The sequence below is a fragment of the Enterococcus sp. AZ011 genome (assembly GCF_050548355.1).
GTDB classification, from domain to species: domain Bacteria; phylum Bacillota; class Bacilli; order Lactobacillales; family Enterococcaceae; genus Enterococcus; species Enterococcus faecalis.
Window position 1 is genome coordinate 1,841,459 of sequence record NZ_CP172959.1, and the last position, 24,235, is coordinate 1,865,693.

The following is a 24,235-nucleotide window of genomic DNA, read 5'->3' on the forward strand; positions in this document are numbered from 1 at the left end:
TTCTCCTTATAGATGTTTCGGATTTCGGTAGGGATCAACTAAAGCTTCCGCGGTCCATTTTTCCGCAAGTTCTTTATAAGATCCTTTTTTATCATGGTTTTGCATTTTTTCGTCTGCTTTCAAAATTGCATAGGACACATATACATTTCGTTTACCAGCGCTAGCAAATTGTAACGATAAATCGACACCCATCCACTCTTTACCTAAGTTTTCGTTAATTCCTTCTAAATTTAGGTAAAGTTGTTTGTTGAATAGTAAGCAGTCTTCAGTTGCTGCTTGAATATTTCTTGGTAAAGCAATTCTGTAATAGTAACCTAAGCTTTTACCAGGGGTGCCTTTTTCAGGATAAAGTAATCGACCTTTGTCTGTATCAACTGATACTCCCACTGTTTCCACGCGATAGCGTGCGTCAACTACGCGGCCAGTCACTAAACCAGAGGTCTCTTGTTGACCAATGTTCATTAACTCTTTTAACCAATCATTTTTCGTTGGTACCAATCCAGCATTTAATAAAGCCACATATTCTCCCTTAGCAGCTTGAATCATGCCATGACGAGTTTCTGTTAAAACATAACGAAGACGGTCATTTTGGATATTTATTTGATTCTCGAAGCGTGCAGGCAATAGAATTTCATAATTTGTATGGGCAGTTTTTTCTAATAATTGACGTAAGTAGCTACTCATATTCTCTGTATCATTCGTAATAATCAATGATACCATCGGCACATGATCATAAAGATAGTTAATTTTATAGGAACCATAAAATTCGGCAATCTCTACTTGTGCTTTTAAGCCACGGCGTTCCGTTGCCGCTTGGACCGCTTTTTGACCAGCTACATAGGCGTAACCTTTGCTTTCAGGGTTTAGAGCAGTCGATGATTCAATGGCACGCCAATGATACATCATACCAGGAATATGCTTGATTTTCGTTGCTTGTTCCGTTGCTCGTAATACGAAATCATAGTCTTGAGCACCGTTATATGCTGAGTTCAATCCGCCTACTTTTTCTAATAAATCACGTTTCACAACAACAAAGTGTGTAATGTAATTATGGTTTAAAATCAGTTCTGGATTCCAGTCCGATTTGTAAAACGCGTTGAAGCGACGACCATTTTCTGTAATTTTATCTTCATCAGTATAAAGAAAATCAATCGTTGGGTCTGTATTTAAAGCTTTGACCACTTCATATAATGCTTGTGGCGCTAATTCATCATCGTTATCCATGAAACCAACAAAATCGCCAGTAGCAATCGACAAAGCTGAGTTAGTTGCTTCTGAAATATGTCCGTTTTCTTCGCGATAAATAACTTTGATTCGTTGATCTAGTTCTTTATATTTTTCTAGCATGGGCTTAATATGTTCGCTTGGCGATGCATCATCTGCTAAACATAACTCCCAATTTTCATAGTACTGATTTTGTAAAGAAGAGACACATGCTGCAAGCCATTTTTCTTCGACATTATAAACAGGCACAGCGACAGAAATTTTAGGCTGGAATTGGAACGTTTTAATTTCCGCTAAAACTGCCTCCACGTCAACAGGGGCTTCTGCTTTTTCTTGTCGTTTAAAGTACCACTTCACTGAGCCCATGAAACCACGTGTCTGAATCGAACGCCATGCTCGATCAAATTTCGTGCCTGGTTGAACCATGTTTGGACGTTCCACCACGTATTGAACCTTCTGGCCTGATTTGGTGTCAATGTTTAGCGTGTAGGCTGGTAAATCTTCTGGGTCTTTAATCGTAATGATAAAACCATAATCTTGATCGCCTTCTAATTCAAACATATCAATAACATCCCGACGATATTCTGTTTCCACCGTATAAGTGACTGATTCACTAGCTTCTGCAATGCTGAATCTTAGCGGATAATTTGTTTGTTTGTCATACGCCCACCCTCTGATAACAGAAACGTTATTTTCTACATCGCGAGCAATATCGTCGATGGTTAAATTAATCATTTTATCAAATTTAGTTAACGTGATTCGTTTATATTTTCCAGTAGGCATAGGGGCAGTCTCCGTCTGTTTATTCATTTCTTCTAAAAATTGATTTCTTTCATCTAACAGTGCATGAATAAAGGTATTTTCACGTTCTGAATAGTTGCCTTCAAAGAAATAATCAATGGCTACTGTCAGGTCTTTGCCTGCCATTTGTGCATCGGTTACTTCGATTACAGGGACTTGCGTATCTAAGAAATAATAGACATTCTCTTGTACCAGAAAAGCATTCGTGGCTGCGACTGGGACTGTCTCCCCGTCTATCGTCATGGATAATTTGACAATTGCCCCCGTTAAACTTGGGAATAATTTTATCAGTTGGACGTCTTCTGGTATCTTCAGTTGGAACTGTTTTGTTTCAGGTTTTTGTAAATCAACTGGTTGATCCAACTCAGTCTCTTTTTCTTCGCCGCAATTAATTAAAATATGAACGTTTTTTTCATTGTATGAATTTACTGGTGTCACTCGCTCTGGCTGTTCTACTGGTTCAGCAGTCAAGGCAAAAAAGTACTGATACACTTCGCCAAAGGGACGCGCTTTAAAAGCTGCTTGTACTTCTACAGGTAACGCTTCATACGTCGTAGGAATTTCGTTGTAGCCAACTTGATTAAATGTAAAATCTTCTTTGGCAATGTACAAACCAACTTCTGCAAAAACTTTTTCAAATCCTTCTTGTAAATAGAATGATTTATGCGTAGCATCCAACAGCCCAGTTTCATTCCATGTTAAACGATTATTAAATAAATCAATTAAGACCGAATTATGCGCCAAATTGGGGAACGTGATTAAAATTTGACCGCCTGGTTTTAAAAATGGTTTAACTTTTGCTAAGGCGCTTTGAGGATTCATTAAATGTTCCAACACATCCGCAAAAACGATATAATCAAACGTCTTACCAGCAAAGTATTCGACCCAATCATTTTCATCAATATTGCCATAAAAGGCATCTGTTGAAAATTGACTGACATGATCATAAAGTTCTTTGTCTAATTCAACAATTGAGACCCGGCACTTTTTTTCTTCCATCAAATAGCTAGTCATTCGCCCATTACCTGGACCAAATTCCAAGACATCACTATTTTCTTTGATTTGTGCTACGATTTTCCCAACACTGGTACTCTCGTCTGTTTCCATTTCAAAATCATACTTCATCTTTTGTCGTATCCTTCCATTTATGATCTAAGATGACAATTCCTTCTCCGGCATAACGACCGGTAATAAACATCGTCACGTATTTTGTTTTGTAGACTAATGGGACTGTTGCATGTTCCTCAAAGAAAGCAATATCAAAATAATATTCACCTGTTAATAATGACATTTTTTCATATTCTAAATAAAAAACATTCCGTCCTTTTTTCCAAGGAATTTGCACGCCATCTAATAACGTATTTAAGCCACAGACATAATGGTTGTCCACTGTTCGAATAGCGACCCCACAAACAGGCTTCTTAATTTGGTCATTTTTGACAGTATATTCAATTTTTACAATCACTTTTTCATCTTGCGTTACCATTTCTAATGGTTCATAATCCGCATTTAAAAGTTCCGCATGATCCACTTCAATAATATCTGGCGTTGGGGTTTCATCTTTCATGGTTGCTTCGCGGTCAACCGTTTTAATTGATTTCTTTTTCAAAAAGTTTTCGTAGTTGGTCGTCACGTCCATCGTATCTCCATATTCAACGACTTTCCCGTGTTGCAACCAAAAAGTTCTGTCACAAAAACGACGAATGGAGTTTACATCGTGAGAAACAAATAAAATTGTTTTACCAGAATTTTTAATTTCCGTAAATTTTTCCATACATTTTAATTGAAACTCTAAATCCCCGACTGCCAACGCTTCATCGACAATTAAAATATCGGGATCCACGTTAATGGCTACCGCAAATGCCAAGCGGACAAACATACCACTAGAGTACGTTTTAACTGGTTGATACAAATGATCGCCGATGTCAGCAAAATCAATGACATCTTGGACACGCTCTTCCATCTCTTCTCGGGAAAAACCTAGGACCATTCCATTTAAGAAAATATTTTCATATCCTGAATATTCAGGGTTAAAACCTGAACCTAATTCAAGCAACGCTGAAATTTTCCCATTAATCACCATGGACCCGGAGGTTGGCGTTAATACTCCTGTAATAATTTTTAACATGGTTGATTTCCCAGAGCCATTTTCGCCGACAAAACCAATCATCTCGCCTTTTTTAATTTGCATCGTGACATCGTCTAACGCATAAAACAAATCGTGGTAGGATTTTTTGGTTGGACTAAGCGCTTCTTTAAACCGATCGGACGGCTTTTTATACATGTTGTATGTTTTGGTAATATGTTGGATATCGATTGCATATTCTGACATGTCGTTCTCTCCTTATAGTACATCTGAAAAATGTGGTTTTAAGCGTCTAAACACGGTTGAGCCAATTAATAGTAAAACAATAGTAACTCCCCAGAAATATAAGCTATATTGCCAATGTTCCCAGAACCATGCACCGCCTAAATAAGATTCGCGGTATCCTTGAACAATATAATATAATGGATTGATTTTTAAGATTGTCGCAATCATTCCAGTTGGTTGCCATAAAATTGGTAATGTCCACATAACTGTTTGCATAATGATATTGATAAATTGCATAATATCAGGTAAAAATGGTTGTGTTGAAGCAGTAATCCACGTAATTGCTGTTAAAAAGACTAATAAACAAGCTAAGTAGTAAATTAATTGCAAACTGTACAGACTTGGGTAATAACCGTTAGCTGTAGTAATTACAAAACCAATTAGAATGAAAAACAAGTGGGTGTACAAGTTCGATAAAATTTTAGATGTTGGTAAAATTTGTACATTAAACACGACTTTTTTAACTAAATAACTATATTCACGAAACACATTCGTGGCTGATAATAACGAATCTGAAAAGAAGAACCAAGGTACCATCCCTGTTACTAAATAGACAATGAATGGCATATTGTCGCCAGCTCTAGAACGAAGGCCTACAGAAAAGACAAACCAATACGTCAAAACAGTTACTAATGGCGTTAAAAACGCCCAGACAATTCCTAGTGCTGAACCAGCATACTTGGCCTTAAAATCATTAAATGAAAATTGTAATAACAATTTTTTGTTCTGAAAAATATTCTTGAAAATTGAAAATGTTTCTTTAAACATATACTTATTCCTTCCGTAATAAACTATTTTTATCTAAAATTTTTGGATACAAAAATGCCATTTTAAACAACATTTCTATTTTATCGATAAACGCCTAGCTTTTCAATAGTAGACCCCTTTTTATAAAGAAAAATTTAACTGATTTCGCTATATTAAAAAAACTTGTCCAATTTTTAGGAGATTATGCTACAATAATGGAGGTCTTGCATTTTTTTGCACGGAAACTATTTTTGAGAGAAGGGAAATTATGGTTCTTTTTATTATTTACGTATTTCTGTCTTCTGCTGGTCTGGTCTTATTTAAACTAGGTTCTAGCAGTTTGAACATCCAACTCCAACAAACAATCTTTTCAATGAATATCTCACTTATATCTTTATTAGGTTTATTTTGTTATTTAATTAGTTTTATTTTATGGATGTTAATTATTAGTCGTTCTGATGTTTCTTACATTGTTCCTTTAGGCGTTGCCTGTACAAACATCGCTATTTTAATTGCTTCAAATCTTATTCTAAAAGAGACAATCACAACGAATGCCCTTATTGGTGCTGTGGTTATTATTGTCGGCATTGTGATTATGAATCTTAAATAAAAAAGATCGCTATTCATCGAGCTGACCCTTAAATATTAGACTTTCAGGTCCAACTTTTAAGGGTCACTACACATTAGCGATCTTTTTTATTTTCTTCAGATTTCATGATAGATAATTCTTGCAATAATGTTTTAATGCGATTTTCGTGTTTTGAAATCAACACAGAATTTTTAATTTCCATAATTAAAAGGACAATCACCGCAGCTGATAATAAGAAGTTTGATGTTGTTTCAAACCCAAAGACCATTGCTAACCATTCTGCCACATGCGGGAAAATAGCAAAAATAATTAAGACAATTGAGATTAATAACCAAATCAAAGCATTTTTTAGGAGAAAAATATTTTTATTAATCCCTCGAATAATGTATAAGAAAAAGCCAATTGCAAATAAAAATAAAGCTAGCCATAACACGGTTGGTAGCATTAATCTCCCTCCTTCATAAAGGCAGCAATCAGAATTGCTGAGCCGACTTCTAGCATATACTTCACAGAAGCCAAGGCACGAATCGAAGAAACACCACCAAGCCGTTCCATCATATTGACAGGTCTTTCAACAATCACAAAACGTTTTTTAATTAAGTGAACAATCGATTCTGGCTCAGGATAATTTGTCGGATAACGCTTTGCAAAAAAAGCAATCACTTTCCGATTTCCCGCTCGATAACCAGAAGTCACATCATAAATTGTTTTACCAGAAGCCATTCGAATACAAAAGGATAACAAACGAATACCAAAACGGCGCATTTTCGTACTTTGAAAAGCCGCTTCGTTTCCAGGAATGAAACGAGAGCCAATCGAAAAATCACATTTACCCTCTGCTAATGGTTCCAGTAAAATAGGTAAACTATTGATATCATGTTGACCATCACCATCAAACTGAACCGCCACATCATACTCATTTTCTAAGGCATATTTATAGCCGGTCTGTACCGCCCCGCCAATACCTAAATTCAACACTAAATGAATGGCATTAATTTGGTTGACTTCTAAAATTTGTTTGGTTCCATCTGTCGAGCCATCATTAATTACCACATAATCCAATTCATGTTGAAAATGCGTAACTTCCTGTTTAAATGTTTCAATGGAAGCAATCGTCCGCAAAATGTTTTCTTCCTCATTGTAAGCAGGAATGATCAAAAGTACCTTCATAAAGAGAAACACCTTTCCACTTTTTCTCTAACAAAACCCCTCACTTACACAAAACAATTTATTGTTGAACATTTTCTAACATTTGTGCTAAGGCTTCTTGCCAAGTAGGAATTTTAAAGCCTAACGCTTCTGTTTTACTTAAATCCATGACAGAATATTGTGGTCTTTGCGCCTTTTGTGGAAATTGAGTTGAATCCACTGGCAATACTTCCACTTCAGTATCTTTTAAAATTTCTTTAGCAAACTGATACCAGCTACAGCTGTTTTCATTAGACAAATGATAAACACCAAATGGCGCTTTTTCTGCAATAACAAATGCCATAAATTCGGCTAACGTTCTTGTCCAAGTCGGGCGGCCAAACTGATCGTCCACTACCGTTAGTTGGTCTCTTGTTTCCGCTAATTTTTGCATGGTAAAGACAAAGTTATGACCGTATTGACCAAATACCCATGATGTTCGAATAATATAATAGTCGTCCAGGATTTCTTGGACCGCTTGTTCACCTAATAACTTCGTCCGACCATACTCATTTAAAGGATTCGGTTGATCATCAATCGCATAGACGCCTTCTTTTTTAGTTCCATCAAAAATATAATCTGTACTTACGTAAACAAGTGTCGCCCCCACTGCTTTAGCAGCTTCTGCAACATGACGTGTGCCATCTACATTCACTTTTTCATCTAATTCCTTGCCTTCGTCTTCTGCTTTATCAACAGCTGTATAAGCAGCACAATGATAAATGACGCTTGGTTGAATTTCTTTCACTTTTGCCAACGTACTATCCGCATCAGTAATATCTAATTCTTTGGAATCCGTTGAAACATACTCAATTCCTTGTTCGTCTAATAGGTGACGTAATTCTGTGCCCAATTGGCCATTTCCACCAGTAATTAAAATCATTTTTTTCGCTCCTTCTTGAAAAAAAGGCAGGGCAAAGTAGCTTTTGTACTTTGCCATCGCCTTTCGACTGTTATCTCACATGTCAGAAAAAATTACTGACCATTTTGTGCATATTTTGCTTCAACAGCTTCTTTATCTGCACGCCACCAGTCTTCATTTTCTGTATACCACTTGATTGTTTCTGCCAAGCCTTCACGGAAATTCGTGAATTCTGGTTCCCAACCTAATTCTTCGCGTAATCTGGTTGAATCAATCGCATAACGTAAGTCATGTCCTGCACGATCGTTGACATGCTCATAGGCATCAACAGGTTGTCCCATTAATTCTAAAATTAATTCCATCACTGTTTTATTGTCTTCTTCACCATCGGCTCCGATTAAATATGTTTCGCCAATTTGCCCTTTTGTTAAAATTGCCCAAACAGCCGAAGAATGGTCGTTTGTATGAATCCAGTCACGAACATTTTTACCAGCACCATAAAGTTTTGGTGTAATGCCACTTAAGACATTGGTAATTTGACGAGGAATAAATTTTTCAATATGTTGATATGGCCCATAGTTATTTGAACAGTTTGAAATTGTTGCTTGTAAGTTGAAAGAACGAACCCACGCTTTGACTAACAAGTCAGATCCTGCTTTTGTTGAAGAATAAGGACTTGAAGGATTGTAAGGCGTTTCGGCAGTGAATTTTTCCCCTTCGCCTTCTCCATGTCCTGGTAAATCTTCTCTTAAAGGTAAATCGCCATAAACTTCATCAGTCGATACATGGTGGTAACGAACATTGTTTTTACGGCAAGCTTCGATCAATGTGTACGTCCCAATCAGATTGGTTTGTACAAATGGGAATGGGTCGTTTAATGAGTTGTCGTTATGCGATTCAGCAGCATAGTGAACGACCGCATCTGTTTCAGCAACTAAACGATTAACTAATTCAGCATCAGCGATATCTCCTACGACTAATTCCACGCGATCACTTGGTAGACCTTCAAGATTTTTTTCATTTCCTGCATACGTTAATTTATCTAATACAGTTACATGAACTTCTGGATGATTCTTTACAACATAATGAACAAAATTTGAGCCGATAAAACCAGCTCCACCTGTTACGATGATTTTTTTCATAATTGAAACTCTCCTACTTTTTTCTTAAATTTCGCCATAGATAAACGGATTTTCCGCTTCAAATTCTTTTAAGGTTGGATGTTTTTGATCCTTTTCTGACGTAATCGCTTTTTCTGGCGCAATTGGCCAATCAATAGCTAACGCTGGATCGTTAAAAGCAATACCGCCGTCTGCTGCCGCATTGTAGTAATTGTCACATTTGTACATAAAGTTCACGTTCGGTGTCAAAGTGACAAAACCATGAGCAAAACCTTTTGGTACTAAAAGCTGACGGTGATTATGTTCTGATAAAATGTAGCCTTCCCATTGGCCATAGGTTGGACTCCCTTTACGAATATCAACAATCACATCTAATACCGCACCTGTTACAACGCGAATTAGTTTTGTTTGCGCAGCTTCGCCTTTTTGAAAATGCAATCCACGCAAGACACCTGCTTCTGTTGATAATGAATGATTATCTTGGACAAAATCAAAGTCTAATCCATGTTCTGCAAATTTAGCTTTGGAATAACTTTCTGTAAAAAAGCCACGATGATCACCGAAAACATCCATTTCGATAATTTTGACATCTTGTAATTTTGTATCAATAACTTTCACGTTTCTTCGCTCCTATTCTGCTGCTAAACGTAGCAAGTATTGGCCGTAGCCATTTTTCTTCAATGGTTGTGCCAATTCTACCAATTGTTCTTTTGTAATATAGCCCATTCGATAAGCAATTTCTTCCAAACAAGCGACTTTTAAATTTTGACGTTTTTCAATTGTTTCAATAAATGTTGACGCTTCTAATAAGGATTCGTGTGTGCCTGTATCTAACCAAGCAAAGCCACGGCCCATTACCTCAACAGAAAGTTTATTTTTTTCAAGGTAGACTTTATTAACGTCTGTTATTTCTAATTCCCCACGTTCTGACGGTTTGATCCCTTTCGCAATTTCAACCACTTCATTGTCGTAAAAATACAAACCTGTCACTGCGTAATTTGACTTCGGTTGTGCTGGTTTTTCTTCAATAGAAAGCGCCCGCATCTCTTCATCAAATTCTACCACGCCGAAACGTTCTGGATCATTTACATGGTAGCCAAAGACTGTTGCCCCTGACTCTTTAGAAGCTGCTCGTTGCAACATTTTTGATAAGCCGCCACCATAATAAATATTGTCCCCTAAAACTAAGCAGACACTATCATCACCAATAAATTCTTCACCAATAATAAATGCTTGCGCCAAACCATCTGGGCTTTCTTGTACCGCGTATTCGATATGAATGCCTAAATCATGGCCATCGCCGAATAAGCTTTCAAAACGTGGTGTATCTTCTGGTGTAGAGATAATCAAAATTTCATTAATTCCCGCCAACATTAACGTTGACATTGGGTAATAAATCATTGGTTTGTCGTAAATTGGCATTAATTGTTTTGATGTTGCTTTTGTTAGCGGATATAAGCGTGTCCCGCTTCCGCCTGCTAAAATAATTCCTTTCATGAACAATCTCCTTAAATACTTCTATTTTTAGTTTCTATAAAACCAAATATCCTTCCCTATTATCGCATTAAGCATAGGGTTTGTCATGTTTTTTACGTAAATTTTACAAATCTGTAAAAGTTTAGCGTTGTTCCTTTAAACGCTGATGTAAAGCTTTTAATAAATTCACACGCCAATTTAATTTTTGTTGGAAACTTGTTTTGGTAATAATAGGGCTGACATTCGCTCCATGTCTTCGGTAAAGCACTAATGGTTCTTTAATGAAACCCGTTTGCTTTTTCCGTGCAGCTAATAAGCCAATCCACATATCATGCATAGGAACTTCTGGCGGAATGGGTAAAATGACGTTTTTCATCTCTTGACGAAAGGCCATACCTGCCCCAATATAGCCACTTTTTATCGCATTTCGCCAAAACCCTGGTTTGATTTTTCGAAACTTAAAATAAGAGGGATTGGTAACTTGTAAATCCGCATCAACAATTTTCAAGTCACTAATAACCACTTGGATGTCAGGGTGCGTTTCAAAATATTCTGTCACTGTCGTTACTTTATTTGGCAACCAAACGTCATCTTGATCTGCTAAAAATATCACTTCGCCTTTCGTATGCGTAAGCGCAAATGCAAAATTAGCAATCACTCCTTGTCCTGGACCTTGTAACAATTGAATTTGGGGATAATTCGCTGCATACGTTCTCAAAATTTCCAACGTATGATCAGTAGAACCATCATCTGAAATAATTAGTTCATCTTCTTCACTGACTTGTAAAAGAATACTATCTAATTGTTCCGCGAGATATTTTTCTCCATTATATGTCGCAATACAAACTGAGATCATAGATTATCCTTTCATTAACTTGAGAAATTCTGCCAATGTTTGCCGCCAAATTTGGCGATTTTTGACAGTTAAAAATTGCTTACTACTGCGTAAAAATAAATGGCGTCGATGATGGGAAAACTTTTCTTGATCATATCGACGATAAAATAACGTTTCTGCTTCAATAATAGAGCGATAACGTTGAGGACTCATTGTACGATAATCTAAAACAGACAATTCTTGTTTTAGGTGGATTGGTAAGACTTCAATCTTTTTATTGGCTTGATTCAATTGATAAAAGAACCAATGATCTAAATAGTCCAAAGGAAATTCTTCCGAAAATCCTTCCAACCAGCGCAGTGTTTCTGCCGTAATGACTGTACCAGAATTGATAGCCATCAACGGTTGGTTGGCTATCCCTGCTGTTGGCTTTGCTCCTTTAAGTCCAACATATTGATCACTATATACTGGCGAAATTTGTTGTCCATTTGCTTCTACAATTGGAACATAGACTGCCACAGTCGGATCTAACGGCATGATGATCAACGTATCAAAATAAGAGGCTGGCACTTCTGTGTCTTGGTCAAGGAGCAACAATAATTCACATTGATTCGCTTGACTAAAAGCAATCGCTTCATTATAAGCGGTCGCTAGTCCTGGATTATCAGGATTATGTCGATAAGTAACATTTTGTTGTAAAAATAATGCATCTTCTTGAGGAAGTGGGCTGTTGTCATAAATAAATAAGTGCAATTCGGGGTGATCTACCACTTCTTTTAATAACAAATAATTCGGCGTATCAGCCATTTTCATTTGATATAAGACGATGACTACCGCTAATCTTTGACTCATTAAAAGAACCTCCAGCCCCATTTGTTAAAAAATTTCCCCATTGATTGCATAAAGATTTTAAACAATTTACGACTTTTATGGGCGCCCTTTTCATACATGTGAACAACCGTTTCAAAAGGCGTATAGAGAATCCGATAGCCTGCTTTGCCAAAGCGTAAACATAAATCGTTGTCTTCAAAGTACATGAAGAAACGTTCATCGAACCCACCAATTTCAACGAATTTTTCACGATCAATCAACATAAAACAACCTGAGCCCATTTTAATATCCGTTGTTTCTGTATCCGACAAATCGCGACATTCATAAATGCTCAAACGTTTATCAAAAATTTTCTTTACAAATTGAAAGGGAATAAAACGTAACATATAATCGAAAACATCTAATTTTTGACGAACTAAATATTGCGTCGTGCCATCTTCATTTAACACTTTAGGGCTAACGACTGCAATGTTCTTATCTATTTTGATACGGTCTAATAGACGATCAAGCACGTCTTTAGTAACCAAAACATCGGGATTAAAAATAATTGCATACTTTGTCGAAGCATTGAATAACACTTGATTATGACCATGACCAAACCCTTGATTTTCTTCAGCTCGATGGATAGTAATAAATGGTTCATATGTTGTTAATTTTTCAAGATACGCTGTTTCAGAATGATTGTCATAGATATGAATATCATAAATACTATCAGTACCTAGTTCGGCTTTTAATTGGTCTAGTACATTAAAAATGTAACGACTATTATAAGTGACAATCGAGATTGTTACCATTTCTTGCATGCTCATTTCTCCTTACTACTGAAACATCGTCTTAAAAAAAAAGCATATGTTTCACACATATACTTTTTTAAGTTTAATGGAATTATATCATAGGTTTACGCTCTCGCAAAGCAACCTAAAGATTTCTTTACTTTCTCTTAGAATGCTTGCCAAGTCGCTTTTTCATTTGCTCCTGACGATATTCACGATTCCCTAAAATCCGTAACAAATACATCAACGGTTGATGTCCTTCGCCAACTAGACCGATTAGTTCAATGAATAGTTCTAAGCCAATTAAACAAAAGACAATTAATAAAATTGATGCTACTGTACTTGAATAGCTGAACAATAAAGAGACAAAGGAAAAAACTAACGCTAATGCATAAATAGTCATGACCGCCCCTTTATGGGTAAAACCTAAGGATAACAAGCGGTGATGCAAATGCATTTTATCTGCTGAGGAAATGGGCTTCTTGTTCAATAGCCGTCGAATAATTGCATAAACCGTATCCGTAATTGGCACACCTAAAATCACCATTGGCGTAATTACCGTAATAAACGTAGCATTTTTCAAGCCCTGTAACGACATTACTGCAATCATAAACCCGAGGAATAACGCCCCGGTATCTCCTAGAAATATTTTAGCCGGATAAAAATTGTATGGGAAAAATCCCGCAATGCTCGCAACTAAAATAAAAATAACAATTGGAATATAGACCGTTTTAGCATGTAGGAAAAAATACCCTGTAATACCAATCGTGGTTAATCCAATAATGGATACGCCTGATGCTAAACCATCCAAACCATCAATTAAATTTACTGCATTCGTAATCGCTAAAATCCACAATAAAGTTAGTGGTAAACTAAACCAGCGCAAATCAATCATTCCAACAACTGGCAACGTCACAAAATCTATCCGAATTCCAGCAACAAAATAAATAACTAATGCTGCTAACAAAATACCGATTGTTTTTTTCATTGGAGTAATCTCTTTAATATCATCAATGAGGCCTGTCAAAACAACCATTCCACCAGCCAAAATAATCGGCCAAATATAATCTTGTGGGATAATCGAACGAAAAATCAATAAACATGAACTAGCAAAAGCAATGTAGATTGCAAGTCCTCCTGCTGTAGGCATATTTTTGGTATTGATTCGTCGCTCTCCTGGTGCATCATAGGCGCCAATCCGAAACGCTAGAAGCTTAACAAGTGGTGTTAATAGCAAAGATAAGATAAATGTCATAAATAAACGTATCAAAACTTCATAAATAAATAGTGACATAGTCGAACCCACTTTCTTCTCGTTCAGGGTATATTATACCGTAAACTGAAGCATTTACAAGCTGAAACATGTGTTCTGGCAACGGTTTAGACTTTTTTAAAGAAATCCATTTATTTTTTCTTTTTAAACCATCTAAACAAGCGTTGTTCAAAACTTGGTTGTTTTTTTTCTTTATCTCCAGATAAGTATTCATCGACGACAGCGTTGACAATTGCTCCTAAAATAATAATCGTGGCAGCAAAATTCAACCATAACATCAAGATGATAAAACTCCCAATGATTTGATAACTTGCGATTCTAGAACTAAAATATTTTACGTACAAACCAAAAATTTGTGATAATAGCATCCAACCGACTGTCGAAAAAATAGCCCCTGGTAAAATAGAACGTAACGATAATTTCCGATTAGGAACGACCGCATAAATCAAACACATAATCACTAATAAAACAACGGTCGTTAACGGCCATTTTAACGCTTGGAAAGTATCGATCACAGACGTTGAGTAATGGAAAATTGGTTGCAGTAATTCAATAATGTACTGACCCAGACCTAAAATTACTACTACACCAACAATCGCTACCATAAATAACAAAATAACTAAAAATGAGACCACTCTTACGAGAATAAAATTTTTCCTTTGTTCGACACCAAAAGCTTTATTCATCGCGTTTTGTAGTGCATTAATACTTTGACTGGCACTCCAAAATGCTGCTAAAGCGGAAACAGAAAGCAACCCGCCTGAACGTTGAGTCAGTAGTGAACGAATCGCTGGTTCTAAGTTCTTATAAACATCTTTCGGAATCGCCTCTGCAATATAAGGCAACACAGAATTAGGGTCGATTCTTAAATAAGGTAAGACATTACCTACCGCAATCAGTAATGGAAACAGCGAGAGTAATAAATAATAGGCAACAACCACTGAGCTGTTGCCTATTTCGGCTGTGACCATGTGACTTTGCGTTGTCTCAATAAAACGCATCAAAGATTGATTCTTTTTGATGTTGTCGAGAAACTTCATCACACACTCTCCTTATTAATAAGTCAATTCTTCGCCTTGTGACGTTAAGATTCTTGGACCTTCTTTCGTAATCGCTAATGAATGTTCATATTGACAACTTAGACCGCCATCTTCAGTATAAGCAGTCCAACCATTTGGGTCCATTTTCATGCGCCAAGTTCCTGTGTTAACCATCGGCTCAATGGTAATAACCATTCCCTCTTTTAAACGTAGTCCTTTACCTGCTTCACCATAGTGAGGGATCATTGGACTTTCATGGATAGTCGGGCCAATGCCATGACCTACAAAGTCGCGAACTACCCCGTAGCCTTCTCCTTCTACATACGTTTGAATTGCATGACCAATGTCGCCAATTCTATTTCCTACTTGTGCTTGTTCAATCCCAAGATATAGCGCTTTTTTGGTTACTTCCATCAAGCGATCAATTTCAGGTGTTGATTCACCCACGACATAAGACCAGCATGAATCAGAGATTGCGCCCTTTAAGTCGACACACATATCTACTTTGATTAGGTCGCCATCTTTTAATACTTTTTTACGAGGAAATCCGTGGCAAATTTCATCGTTGATACTACAACAAGTAGCATATTTGTAACCTTCATAGCCAATTTGAGCCGCCACGCCACCATGACTTTCAATAAAGTCTCTCACAAATACTTCAATATCCCAGCTTGTAATGCCAGGTTTAATAAACGTCCGTAAATGACGGTGAACATCCGCTAATAATTCCCCTGATTCATCCATCATTTCAATTTCTCGTGGTGATTTTAATGTAATCATACTATCTCTCCTAAACTTGTTTCATTCAAATTATTTTATCACATTTTTTGCAAAAAAGATTGTTCAAACACCAATTTTCAAAAAGTCCCTTAATAAAAGCACTCGCTAGTCTTTTATAAGAAATGCGCATCTGCTATAATAAGTGACAGAATTGTATGAGGGGGAAGAAAGTTTATGACGTTAGCTAAAATTGTGTATGCAAGCATGACTGGGAATACAGAAGAAATTGCCGACATTGTTGCAGAAGCATTTGAAGATTTAGAATTAGAGGTCGAAATTGATGAGTGTACGCAAGTCGATGCCGCTGATTTTGAAGAGGCCGATATCTGTGTAGTAGCTACATATACGTATGGCGATGGCGATTTACCTGATGAAATTGTCGACTTTTATGAAGACTTACAAGAGATTGATTTATCAGGAAAAATCTTCGGCGTTTGTGGTTCAGGAGACACGTTTTATGATGATTTTTGTAAATCGGTGGACGACTTCGAAGCAGTCTTTACTCAAATTGGGGCAAAAAAAGGCGCCGACAGCGTTAAAGTTGATTTAGCCGCTGAAGAAGACGACATCCAACGTTTAGAAGAATTTGCGAAAAAATTAGCAACTGCCGCAGAATAACTACGTTGAAATAAATAAAAAAACACCAGAGAAAAATGGGAACTAGCCATTTTTCTCTGGTGTTTTGATATTCCTAATTTAAAAATAAAATACTGTAATTTAAAGCTGCCGCAAAAGTAACCCAAAGAATATAAGGAATCATCAACCAGCCACGCGTTATTAATTTATAACGCAAGTAGTCCCACTGTTGAACTATTAATAATAGCCATAACAATGAGATATCAATCACAGATAATAAATTATTTTGTAAAGAAAAAAAGAAAAATGTCCAGAAAAAGTTTGCAATAAATTGTAAAATAAATAGCGTAATCATCCGTTTTTTCTGTTGTTTATTTGGATGAACTAAGATGAAATAAAAAGTAATGCCCATAAAAATATACAACACCAACCACACTGGTCCAAATAACCAGCCTGGCGGAGCAAAACTTGGTAATCTCAACGCTTGATAATATTCTCTCGCATTTACTGAAAATAAGCCCGACAAGAGCCCTAGTCCGGTAATTCCTACAATACTTAGCCATAAACGCTTATCTTTCACTCGGTTCATGTTTTTTGCCCCTTTCTATTTCTCTTCTTTACTGTAGCATGGTTGCGAATAATCTACCATTAATACACTTAACAAAAAAAGACCGTTCTTTTAAGAAACAGTCTTTTGCTGTAACCTCACAGAAGTTATCAGCATGAGGTTACACTTTTTTTAATTTTTATAGGTCAATATCAATTGGTTCATCTCGTTCAAGAATTGCTTCAATACTATCTTTCATTAAATGAATGATTTGTTCTTCTGAAGGATGGATAATTCCAGAAGTCATCAATGCAGCCACACCAGTAGCGACCACCCATGTTCCCATGTGTAAAGAGTCAATTTGAACATCGTTTAAATTAGCATACTCAGGATCAGCTTTTACCGCTTCAGTAAAATAGTGATAAGAGAATTCTTGCATTTTTTTGCCGCCACCATATTCTTCTAAATAAAGCGCACGGTATAACTTACTTTCACTTGTCGCAAAATGAATATAGTTTAAAGCCAAATCAACAATTGTATTCCCAGTATGTTTTACTGGAAAGACTTCTTTCGCTAAGTATTTATGAATTTTTTGGAATAAAGCATCGCGTAAATCATCCATGTTTTTAAATTCCAAATAAATCGGTTGGGTGGAACATTTCATTTTATTAGCAATATTACGTGCAGTGAACTTCGAAAATCCTTCAGTGGCGACTACTTCATAGGCAGCTGTTAAAATCTGCTCTTTCGTAATGGTTTTTTTTCTTGCCATAATTCCCTATCCCCTTTATTCATTCATATACAACGCTTCCAAATAAATGCTTATGGTTATTGTAACACGATTTTTCTATTATGCAAAATTAGAACAACTCTTTGTACAAAAGTTCACTGAGCGGGAGCACGACAACTTTTACCCCAACTTAAAATAACAGTTGATAAAGGCTTTATTTCGTTGAGTTCCCTGCTCTTCCGTGTTATGATATGAGCAGTCATTACCCATGAAAATGAAGGAGGAATCACGAATGACCTTAGAGAATTTTAATGAAAATCTAAAGAAATATGCACGTTTAATTGCTGAAACGGGTGTCAATGTTCAGGACAATCATACGGTTGTTTTACAAATCAGTGTCGATCAAGCCCCCCTTGCCCGCTTAATTACGGAAGAAGCTTATCGCTTAGGCGCGGCCGAAGTAATTGTTCAATGGAGCGACGAAACCATTCAACGTGAATTTTTAGCTCATGCTGCAACTGATCGTATTGAAAATGTTCCTCAATATAAAATTGATCAAACCGATGATTGGATTGCCAAAGGCGCAAGCCGAATTAGCGTGGTTTCTTCTAATCCTGATGCATTAGCTGGCGTGGATGCACAACGTGTAGCAGCTTTCCAAGCGGCTAATGGGAAAGCATTGGTCAACCTACGAAAAGCAACGCAAGCCAACAAAGTAAGTTGGACTGTTGTAGCTGCTGCTAGTGAAGGCTGGGCAGCTAAAGTCTTTCCAGAATTAGCAACAAGTGAAGAACAAGTTGATGCACTTTGGAATGAAATTTTCAAAACAACACGAATTTATGAAGAAAACCCAGTCATTGCTTGGGATATCCATGATAAAAAATTACAAGAAAAAGCGGCTGAATTAAACGAACAACAATTTACTGCTTTACACTACACAGCTCCTGGGACAGATTTAACGATTGGTTTGCCTAAAAACCATTTATGGGAAGGCGCTGGTAGTTATAACGCTCGTGGGGAAGAATTCATGGCTAATATGCCAACAGAAGAAGTTTTCACCGCCCCAGATAGTCGCCGCGTTGATGGTTATGTTTCTAGTACAAAACCACTAAGTTATGCTGGCACAATCATTTCGGGAATGAAATTTACATTTAAAGATGGAAAAGTTGTTGACTTCTCAGCTGAACAAGGCGAAGAAGCATTGAAAAATCTCTTAGCTATTGATGAAGGTGCCAAACACTTAGGAGAAGTTGCTTTAGTACCAGACCCTTCACCAATTTCACAATCCGGTTTGATTTTTTATAATACATTGTTTGATGAAAATGCCTCTAATCATTTAGCCTTTGGTTCAGCCTATGCCTTCAACTTACAAGGCGGCACGGAGATGAGCGAAGAAGAATTAGCTGAAGCTGGTTTAAATCGTAGCCAAACACATGTGGACTTTATGGTAGGATCTGACAAAATGAATATTGACGGCATTAAGGAAGACGGGACGATTGTTCCAGTTTTTAGAAATGGCGATTGGGCATAGTCTACCAAATGTTGAAACCAAAGTTTTTAGCTCCAAGAAATAAGAAGAAACTGCTTTTATTCAGTAGGTTCTTTTAAAATTTAGAAAGTGAGGCCTAAGTTGCAGCGATTTAGGCCTCACTTTCTTATGCTAAAAAATCAATTGCATTCGAAGGACCTTTAACGTTATAATTAAATTGAAAGCGGATTCTTTTACACGATATAAGTTTACTTTTAAATAAAAGAATTTTTTCAAAAAAGTAGAATTGGAGAATTAACATGGGATTATTTGATGGATTATTAGGGAATGCAACACAAAATAACAATGAAACAGCTGAAAAAGAATTACGGGATGTTTTAATCCCTAACGAAAAAGTAGATATGGCCTTCACTTTAGTAAGAGATTTAATTGTCTTTACAGATAAACGCTTAATTTTAGTCGATAAACAAGGAATTACAGGTAAAAAAGTTGATTATAAATCGATTCCCTACAAATCTATTTCACGCTTTTCTGTTGAAACTAGTGGACATTTCGACCTAGATGCAGAACTAAAGATATGGATTTCAAGTGCTGAGTTACCTTCAGTAAGTCTTCAATTTAGAAAAGATAAAGATATTGTTGCTATTCAACAAGCCTTAGCAGCTGCTGTGTTATCTTGAATCCACAAAAAAAGACAGGGAAGCGACCAACTTTCCTGTCTTTTTAATTTTAGATAAAATAAAAAAGGCTTCTCAGCCTTGATACGTTCCTTATTCAATCAGACACATGGCGGCACTTGCTTAGTGCTGCTTCCTTCCGGATCTGACACAATTCACTAGCCCGCCATTGTCCTAGCCTTTCGGCAAAACCTAGTATAACGTATTTTTATTCTTTTGACTAGTCTTTCTTTTGATTTTTTAAAAGTTTCTCTTCTTTTTTCTTTGCCCGTAACTTTTTAAAGAACTGAACTAGCAATAAGCGACACTCTTCTTCTAAAACGCCTGCTTCGACATAGGCCACATGATTGAAGCGTTCATCTTCTAATAAATTCATCAATGTGCCAGCAGTGCCTGCTTTAGGATCAGTTGCGCCATAATAAACTTCTGGAATTCGTGCTAAAAGCATCGCCCCACTACACATTGGACAAGGCTCTAAAGTTACAAATAATTGGGTTTCTTCTAGACGCCAATTTTCTATCCCGCGACACGCTTCTTGGATTGCATACATTTCTGCATGCGCCGTTGCTTCTTGCCGTGCTTCTCTCAGATTATGCCCGCGGCCAATAATTTCCCCTTGCCGAACAATTACAGCTCCAATAGGCACCTCAGCCAAACCTTCTGCTTTTTTCGCTTCTGCAATGGCTTCTCGCATAAAAAATTCTTTTTCTTCTTGTGTTAACGTTGTTTCTTTTTTTCCCAATTAATTTCCACCTTTCGGCTTTTTCCCACTAAACTTCTGTCTTGCTTCATGGTACAATAAATCAGTGAGGTGTGTCTATGATTATTGAAAATTTATCTCAGCTTTATCCCAAAGGCTATTTATCAAAAACAATTGGTTCCGAAGCCACCTATTCAATTCCTGTTGACGACCAATTTTTCATTGTGAATAAAGCTTTCTTAAGTATTAAAGAACAGCATTTGTTGGAAGCGCTTTTCCCGATTTCTGAAAACCCAACAATTACTGGTAACCATCCTTGGTTCAGTTACTTATTTCAACAGGCAAAATTACCTGCCGAAGGGACCTTTCGTATGTTGCAAATTCAAACGAATGTCACAAAAGAATTACAAGCTGAATGGCAATTTAATTTAACAAAGATGTTTCCAGATACAGTTGATTGTTTCAGTCCAAGTAATAATATGTATATTTTAGTTGAAGAACAGTCAAAAAATACCTTTCAACAAGAAGAAATTCAAGGGATCTTTTTAACATTAGATACAGACTTTGATTGCACTAGTGCTGTATTTGTTGGCAATTTTTATTCCTCTGAAGACATTCTCCGGCGTTGTTTCCATGAAGAACAACGTATTTTTTCAGAAGAACTTAATTCCTCTAGTCGGACGACTGTTTTTAGTTTAACTGATGTTGCCCTCCACTATTTTACCAAGGAAGCCATGAGCCAAAATGTACTTGTTGAGTATTATCGTCGTTTATTAAATAAAGACACCGATATTCAGCCAATCATCAGCGCTTTATGGAAAAATCAAGGCAATATCAGCTCCACTGCAAAAGATTTATTTATGCATCGAAATACTTTACACTATCGGTTGGAAAAGTTTTTTGAACAAACTGGCTTATCTTTAAAAAAAATGGATGATTTAATCTTTTGTTATTTGTTATTAAGAAAGTAGTACGTCCATTTTTTACTCGTATGTTTTTTATTCCCAATTAGAAAGTAGGCGTTCCAATGAAAATTACCGCATATGTCGCTAGTGCATTTAGTAAAAACCACGAAGGTGGCAACAAAGCAGGCGTTGTTTTTATGACACAGCCCTTAACGAGAACCCAAAAAATGGCCATCGCCAAAGAACTAGGATTTGCAGAAACTGCTTTTATTTCAGACTCAAAGATTGCTGATTTCCGCCTTGAATATTTTACACCAAAAGAAGAAGTCGACTTATGTGGCCACGCGACAATTGGCGCTTTCACCATTATGAAGCACTTAAATAAATTATTGCAAACAGCATATACAATCGAAACGAACAGCGGTTTGCTCGCAATCACGGCTAACGGTGAACAACTATTTATGGAACAAACTGTCCCAACTTTTTATGATACGCTCACTTTAGAAGAATTGAGCGGCTGCTTTGATTTAAACGCAGTGGCAACTGCTTTTCCTATCCAGATTGTGTCAACGGGCCTAAAAGATATTTTGGTTCCCATTAAAAATGCGCAATTATTACAGGATTTACAACCAAACTTTGAAAAAATTAAGTTACTTAGTCAAAAGTATGGAGTTATTGGGATGCATCTTTTTGCTTTGTCTGAAGAAAATATCATTTGTAGGAATTTTGCACCCCTTTATGATATCGATGAAGAAGCCGCTACTGGTACATCAAATGGTGCGTTAGCTTGTTATCTGCACCATCACCAAATTTTACAAAAAACCAATTACACCTTTGCCCAAGGTTATACCTTAAACGCTCCTTCAGAAGTCTTAGTGCGTTTGAACACTACATCCCAAAAGACAATTGATCAAGTTCTAGTTGGTGGCAGAGGCTATTATGTTGAAACAAAAGAATTATTTTTATAAAAAAAAGATGGCCTAGGCCATCTTTTTTACTTCATTGCATCTTCAATAAATGTGAAAAAGCGTTCTTTTAAAGAATCTGTATTGTCTTTAACTTTTTCTCCATATTCAGCTAATTTTGAACCGCCATCTTTCACACGATCCACAACATTTAAAACAGAATCTAATTCATCATCGGATAAATCATCGACAATCGATAATAATTTTTGGTTTCCATCAAATTTATCGTCTACAAACTTTTTAACTTTATAACGATTGGAAACATGAGATACCTTCTTAATAATTTTTTCAGAAGCGATGACTGCAACAGAGACACTTGCAACTGCAGCAATGCTTAAACCGATACCAATTTTTGTTGATGCTTTCATTTCCTTCAGCTCCTCTGTTATTTTCTACTTTAATCATAACATATTATTACTTTTATGCGTAATAGAAAGACCTTTACTAGCACTTAGTCTCGTCGGTTATTGCCACCAAATAAAATAACCAAACGTAAAAGTTGTAAAAAGGTCGAAAGCGCCGCTGCTACGTAGGTAAGTGCAGCTGCAAAAAGAACTTTTCTGGCCATTGGGACTTCTTCTTCTGTTAATAACCCACCTTCAGAAAGAATACTTAATGCACGTCTAGACGCATTAAACTCCACCGGTAAAGTCACCAATTGAAAAATCAAGGCTAATGAAAAAGCCAAAATTCCAATGTTGATTAATGTTTGATTCCAACTAAATAAAACACCAAGCAAAATTAGTGGAAAGGAAATGGTTGAACCGATGTTGGCAACTGGAACAATAGCTGCACGAAGACGTAAAGGCACATAGTTCGTATGATCTTGTACCGCATGTCCGCATTCATGAGCCGCCACGCCAATAGCCGCGACCGATGTCGATTGAGCAGTGGCTTCGGATAAGCTCAACATTTTGTTTCCAGAATTATAATTGTCGGTTAAATCACCCGCAATTTGCTGAACTCCAACATCATTAATTTGTTCTTTTTGTAAAATATATTGTGCTGCCTGCGTGCCTGTAACATGTTTACTGCTTCGTACTTGATCATATTTACGAAAGGTACTGTTAACATATGCGGAGGCCGCACCAGAAATCGCAATTCCGATAATTACCAATATATAGGTTGGATCGATTCCAAAATAAAAGGGCATCATTGTCCTCTACCTCCATCTTTTTTTCTTTATTGTAGCATGATAGTGAAAAAAAGGGAGCGACAAACGTTGTCTTTTGTTTAAAAAAATGATGAATTTTTCAAGAAAGTGCCGAAACTAACAAAATTGTCACTCAATTAACGGAAAAAAATATGGCAAATTTCCTAAAAAAAAGGCATACTATTCCTTGAGGTGAGGAAAATGAAAACATTACTAAAAATATTAATTCCCATAGTCATTTTAGCCGGTGGTAGCTGGGGCGTTTATAATTACTATTACGGTGGAGAAGCCTATTATACACAAATCACAACATCTGGTGAAAAGAAAGATGAAAAAGCAAATTCTGGTGAAGCAATGACCATTTATTACTATCAACAACCTGCGTTTAATAAAAACGGTGAAGAAAAAACCGTGGAATTAAACGAATCCCGTGATCAACCTTTGCGTATGAAAGCCTATCTAAAATTGAAAGTTAATCCCCGTAAAGGCGTGATCAGCTGGAATGAAGTGACAGAAAAAGAAGTCCCTGAAAAAGCTTTAGAAAAATTAAAATAAAGAAAAAACCGTTGGCAAGCGACCAAC

General features: G+C 36.6%; 27 protein-coding genes and 1 other RNA gene. 7 read left to right on the plus strand and 21 right to left on the minus strand.

The window, feature by feature from the left end; all coding sequences use genetic code 11:
- Window positions 1-6: 6 nt before the first annotated feature.
- Genes IGL36_RS08925 through IGL36_RS08935 form a run of 3 tightly spaced genes read right to left on the minus strand, consistent with a single transcriptional unit; the run spans window position 7 to window position 5,164 of the window.
- A complete protein-coding gene (locus IGL36_RS08925; RefSeq protein WP_010717058.1) occupies window positions 7-3,150 on the minus strand; it encodes a glycosyltransferase in 3,144 nt (1,047 codons plus the stop codon).
- Window positions 3,140-4,357, minus strand: coding sequence for an ABC transporter ATP-binding protein (locus IGL36_RS08930; protein WP_002356901.1), 1,218 nt, complete (start codon window positions 4,355-4,357; stop codon window positions 3,140-3,142). The genes IGL36_RS08925 and IGL36_RS08930 overlap by 11 nt, the downstream gene beginning before the upstream one ends.
- A 12-nt stretch (window positions 4,358-4,369) precedes the next feature.
- Window positions 4,370-5,164, minus strand: a complete 795-nt coding sequence (locus IGL36_RS08935) for an ABC transporter permease (RefSeq protein ID WP_002356900.1) — start codon at window positions 5,162-5,164, stop codon at window positions 4,370-4,372.
- A 247-nt stretch (window positions 5,165-5,411) separates the two neighbouring features.
- Between IGL36_RS08935 and IGL36_RS08940 the strand changes: the two genes are divergently transcribed.
- Window positions 5,412-5,753, plus strand: a complete 342-nt coding sequence (locus IGL36_RS08940) for an EamA family transporter (RefSeq protein WP_002356899.1) — start codon at window positions 5,412-5,414, stop codon at window positions 5,751-5,753.
- Between the two features lie 73 nt (window positions 5,754-5,826).
- On the opposite strand, the gene IGL36_RS08945 is transcribed toward IGL36_RS08940, so the two are convergent.
- From IGL36_RS08945 to map, 12 genes are all read right to left on the minus strand, one after another.
- Complete coding sequence (locus tag IGL36_RS08945; RefSeq protein ID WP_002370376.1) at window positions 5,827-6,177, minus strand: DUF2304 domain-containing protein; 351 nt, start codon at window positions 6,175-6,177, stop codon at window positions 5,827-5,829.
- On the minus strand, window positions 6,177-6,902 hold the full coding sequence (locus tag IGL36_RS08950; protein WP_002359897.1) for a glycosyltransferase family 2 protein: 726 nt from the start codon (window positions 6,900-6,902) through the stop codon (window positions 6,177-6,179). The genes IGL36_RS08945 and IGL36_RS08950 overlap by 1 nt, the downstream gene beginning before the upstream one ends.
- Before the next feature lie 58 nt (window positions 6,903-6,960).
- The gene (rfbD, locus tag IGL36_RS08955) at window positions 6,961-7,803 is read right to left on the minus strand and encodes a dTDP-4-dehydrorhamnose reductase (protein ID WP_002370379.1); all 843 of its coding nucleotides are present in this window, start codon (window positions 7,801-7,803) and stop codon (window positions 6,961-6,963) included.
- Between the two features lie 92 nt (window positions 7,804-7,895).
- Window positions 7,896-8,924: a dTDP-glucose 4,6-dehydratase gene (gene rfbB, locus IGL36_RS08960; protein WP_002359895.1), complete on the minus strand. Its 1,029-nt coding sequence runs from the start codon at window positions 8,922-8,924 to the stop codon at window positions 7,896-7,898.
- Between the two features lie 24 nt (window positions 8,925-8,948).
- Window positions 8,949-9,521: a dTDP-4-dehydrorhamnose 3,5-epimerase gene (rfbC, locus tag IGL36_RS08965; RefSeq protein WP_002356893.1), complete on the minus strand. Its 573-nt coding sequence runs from the start codon at window positions 9,519-9,521 to the stop codon at window positions 8,949-8,951.
- Between the two features lie 12 nt (window positions 9,522-9,533).
- Complete coding sequence (rfbA, locus tag IGL36_RS08970) at window positions 9,534-10,400, minus strand: glucose-1-phosphate thymidylyltransferase RfbA (RefSeq protein WP_002364387.1); 867 nt, start codon at window positions 10,398-10,400, stop codon at window positions 9,534-9,536.
- A gap of 121 nt (window positions 10,401-10,521) precedes the next feature.
- Window positions 10,522-11,235, minus strand: a complete 714-nt coding sequence (locus tag IGL36_RS08975) for a glycosyltransferase family 2 protein (RefSeq protein ID WP_002356891.1) — start codon at window positions 11,233-11,235, stop codon at window positions 10,522-10,524.
- Between the two features lie 3 nt (window positions 11,236-11,238).
- Window positions 11,239-12,066: a glycosyltransferase gene (locus IGL36_RS08980; RefSeq protein ID WP_002369091.1), complete on the minus strand. Its 828-nt coding sequence runs from the start codon at window positions 12,064-12,066 to the stop codon at window positions 11,239-11,241.
- The gene (locus IGL36_RS08985) at window positions 12,066-12,854 is read right to left on the minus strand and encodes a glycosyltransferase family 2 protein (protein ID WP_002359892.1); all 789 of its coding nucleotides are present in this window, start codon (window positions 12,852-12,854) and stop codon (window positions 12,066-12,068) included. The genes IGL36_RS08980 and IGL36_RS08985 overlap by 1 nt, the downstream gene beginning before the upstream one ends.
- 121 nt (window positions 12,855-12,975) lie before the next feature.
- Complete coding sequence (locus IGL36_RS08990; protein WP_002366956.1) at window positions 12,976-14,112, minus strand: MraY family glycosyltransferase; 1,137 nt, start codon at window positions 14,110-14,112, stop codon at window positions 12,976-12,978.
- Between the two features lie 110 nt (window positions 14,113-14,222).
- Window positions 14,223-15,131 (minus strand): YihY/virulence factor BrkB family protein, encoded by a 909-nt coding sequence (locus IGL36_RS08995; protein WP_002383768.1) that lies wholly within the window; start codon window positions 15,129-15,131, stop codon window positions 14,223-14,225.
- Window positions 15,132-15,146: 15 nt separating this feature from the next.
- Window positions 15,147-15,911: a type I methionyl aminopeptidase gene (map, locus tag IGL36_RS09000; protein ID WP_002356886.1), complete on the minus strand. Its 765-nt coding sequence runs from the start codon at window positions 15,909-15,911 to the stop codon at window positions 15,147-15,149.
- A 174-nt stretch (window positions 15,912-16,085) separates the two neighbouring features.
- Between map and IGL36_RS09005 the strand changes: the two genes are divergently transcribed.
- Window positions 16,086-16,529 carry a flavodoxin gene (locus tag IGL36_RS09005; protein ID WP_002356885.1) on the plus strand — a complete coding sequence of 148 codons (444 nt, stop codon included), beginning with the start codon at window positions 16,086-16,088 and terminating at the stop codon, window positions 16,527-16,529.
- A 73-nt stretch (window positions 16,530-16,602) separates the two neighbouring features.
- Here IGL36_RS09005 and IGL36_RS09010 read toward each other — a convergent pair whose 3' ends face one another.
- Both IGL36_RS09010 and IGL36_RS09015 read right to left on the minus strand, forming a co-directional pair.
- Window positions 16,603-17,076, minus strand: coding sequence for a TspO/MBR family protein (locus tag IGL36_RS09010; protein WP_002356884.1), 474 nt, complete (start codon window positions 17,074-17,076; stop codon window positions 16,603-16,605).
- A 157-nt stretch (window positions 17,077-17,233) separates the two neighbouring features.
- Window positions 17,234-17,806, minus strand: a complete 573-nt coding sequence (locus IGL36_RS09015) for a TetR/AcrR family transcriptional regulator (protein ID WP_002356883.1) — start codon at window positions 17,804-17,806, stop codon at window positions 17,234-17,236.
- A 250-nt stretch (window positions 17,807-18,056) separates the two neighbouring features.
- On the opposite strand from IGL36_RS09015, the gene IGL36_RS09020 reads away from it, so the two are divergent.
- Together IGL36_RS09020 and IGL36_RS09025 are read left to right on the plus strand one after the other, a co-directional pair.
- Window positions 18,057-19,295: an aminopeptidase gene (locus tag IGL36_RS09020; protein WP_002362125.1), complete on the plus strand. Its 1,239-nt coding sequence runs from the start codon at window positions 18,057-18,059 to the stop codon at window positions 19,293-19,295.
- A gap of 257 nt (window positions 19,296-19,552) precedes the next feature.
- The gene (locus IGL36_RS09025; RefSeq protein WP_002356881.1) at window positions 19,553-19,933 is read left to right on the plus strand and encodes a PH domain-containing protein; all 381 of its coding nucleotides are present in this window, start codon (window positions 19,553-19,555) and stop codon (window positions 19,931-19,933) included.
- 91 nt (window positions 19,934-20,024) lie between these two features.
- Here the strand turns inward: IGL36_RS09025 and ffs are convergent.
- An RNA gene (ffs, locus tag IGL36_RS09030) (signal recognition particle sRNA small type) lies at window positions 20,025-20,111 on the minus strand.
- A 39-nt stretch (window positions 20,112-20,150) separates the two neighbouring features.
- Window positions 20,151-20,672 carry a tRNA adenosine(34) deaminase TadA gene (gene tadA / locus IGL36_RS09035; protein WP_002362126.1) on the minus strand — a complete coding sequence of 174 codons (522 nt, stop codon included), beginning with the start codon at window positions 20,670-20,672 and terminating at the stop codon, window positions 20,151-20,153.
- A gap of 77 nt (window positions 20,673-20,749) precedes the next feature.
- Here tadA and IGL36_RS09040 point away from each other — a divergent pair, with 77 nt between their 5' ends.
- Together IGL36_RS09040 and IGL36_RS09045 are read left to right on the plus strand one after the other, a co-directional pair.
- The gene (locus IGL36_RS09040) at window positions 20,750-21,601 is read left to right on the plus strand and encodes a PucR family transcriptional regulator (protein WP_002383772.1); all 852 of its coding nucleotides are present in this window, start codon (window positions 20,750-20,752) and stop codon (window positions 21,599-21,601) included.
- 56 nt (window positions 21,602-21,657) lie between these two features.
- Window positions 21,658-22,503: a PhzF family phenazine biosynthesis protein gene (locus IGL36_RS09045; RefSeq protein WP_002372093.1), complete on the plus strand. Its 846-nt coding sequence runs from the start codon at window positions 21,658-21,660 to the stop codon at window positions 22,501-22,503.
- A 26-nt stretch (window positions 22,504-22,529) separates the two neighbouring features.
- Here IGL36_RS09045 and IGL36_RS09050 read toward each other — a convergent pair whose 3' ends face one another.
- Window positions 22,530-22,868: a hypothetical protein gene (locus IGL36_RS09050; protein WP_002356871.1), complete on the minus strand. Its 339-nt coding sequence runs from the start codon at window positions 22,866-22,868 to the stop codon at window positions 22,530-22,532.
- An 83-nt stretch (window positions 22,869-22,951) separates the two neighbouring features.
- On the minus strand, window positions 22,952-23,656 hold the full coding sequence (locus tag IGL36_RS09055) for a zinc metallopeptidase (protein WP_002383773.1): 705 nt from the start codon (window positions 23,654-23,656) through the stop codon (window positions 22,952-22,954).
- A gap of 198 nt (window positions 23,657-23,854) precedes the next feature.
- Here IGL36_RS09055 and IGL36_RS09060 point away from each other — a divergent pair, with 198 nt between their 5' ends.
- Entirely contained in the window at window positions 23,855-24,208 is a 354-nt protein-coding gene (locus IGL36_RS09060) for a YxeA family protein (protein WP_002398205.1), read from the plus strand.
- Window positions 24,209-24,235: the final 27 nt, after the last annotated feature.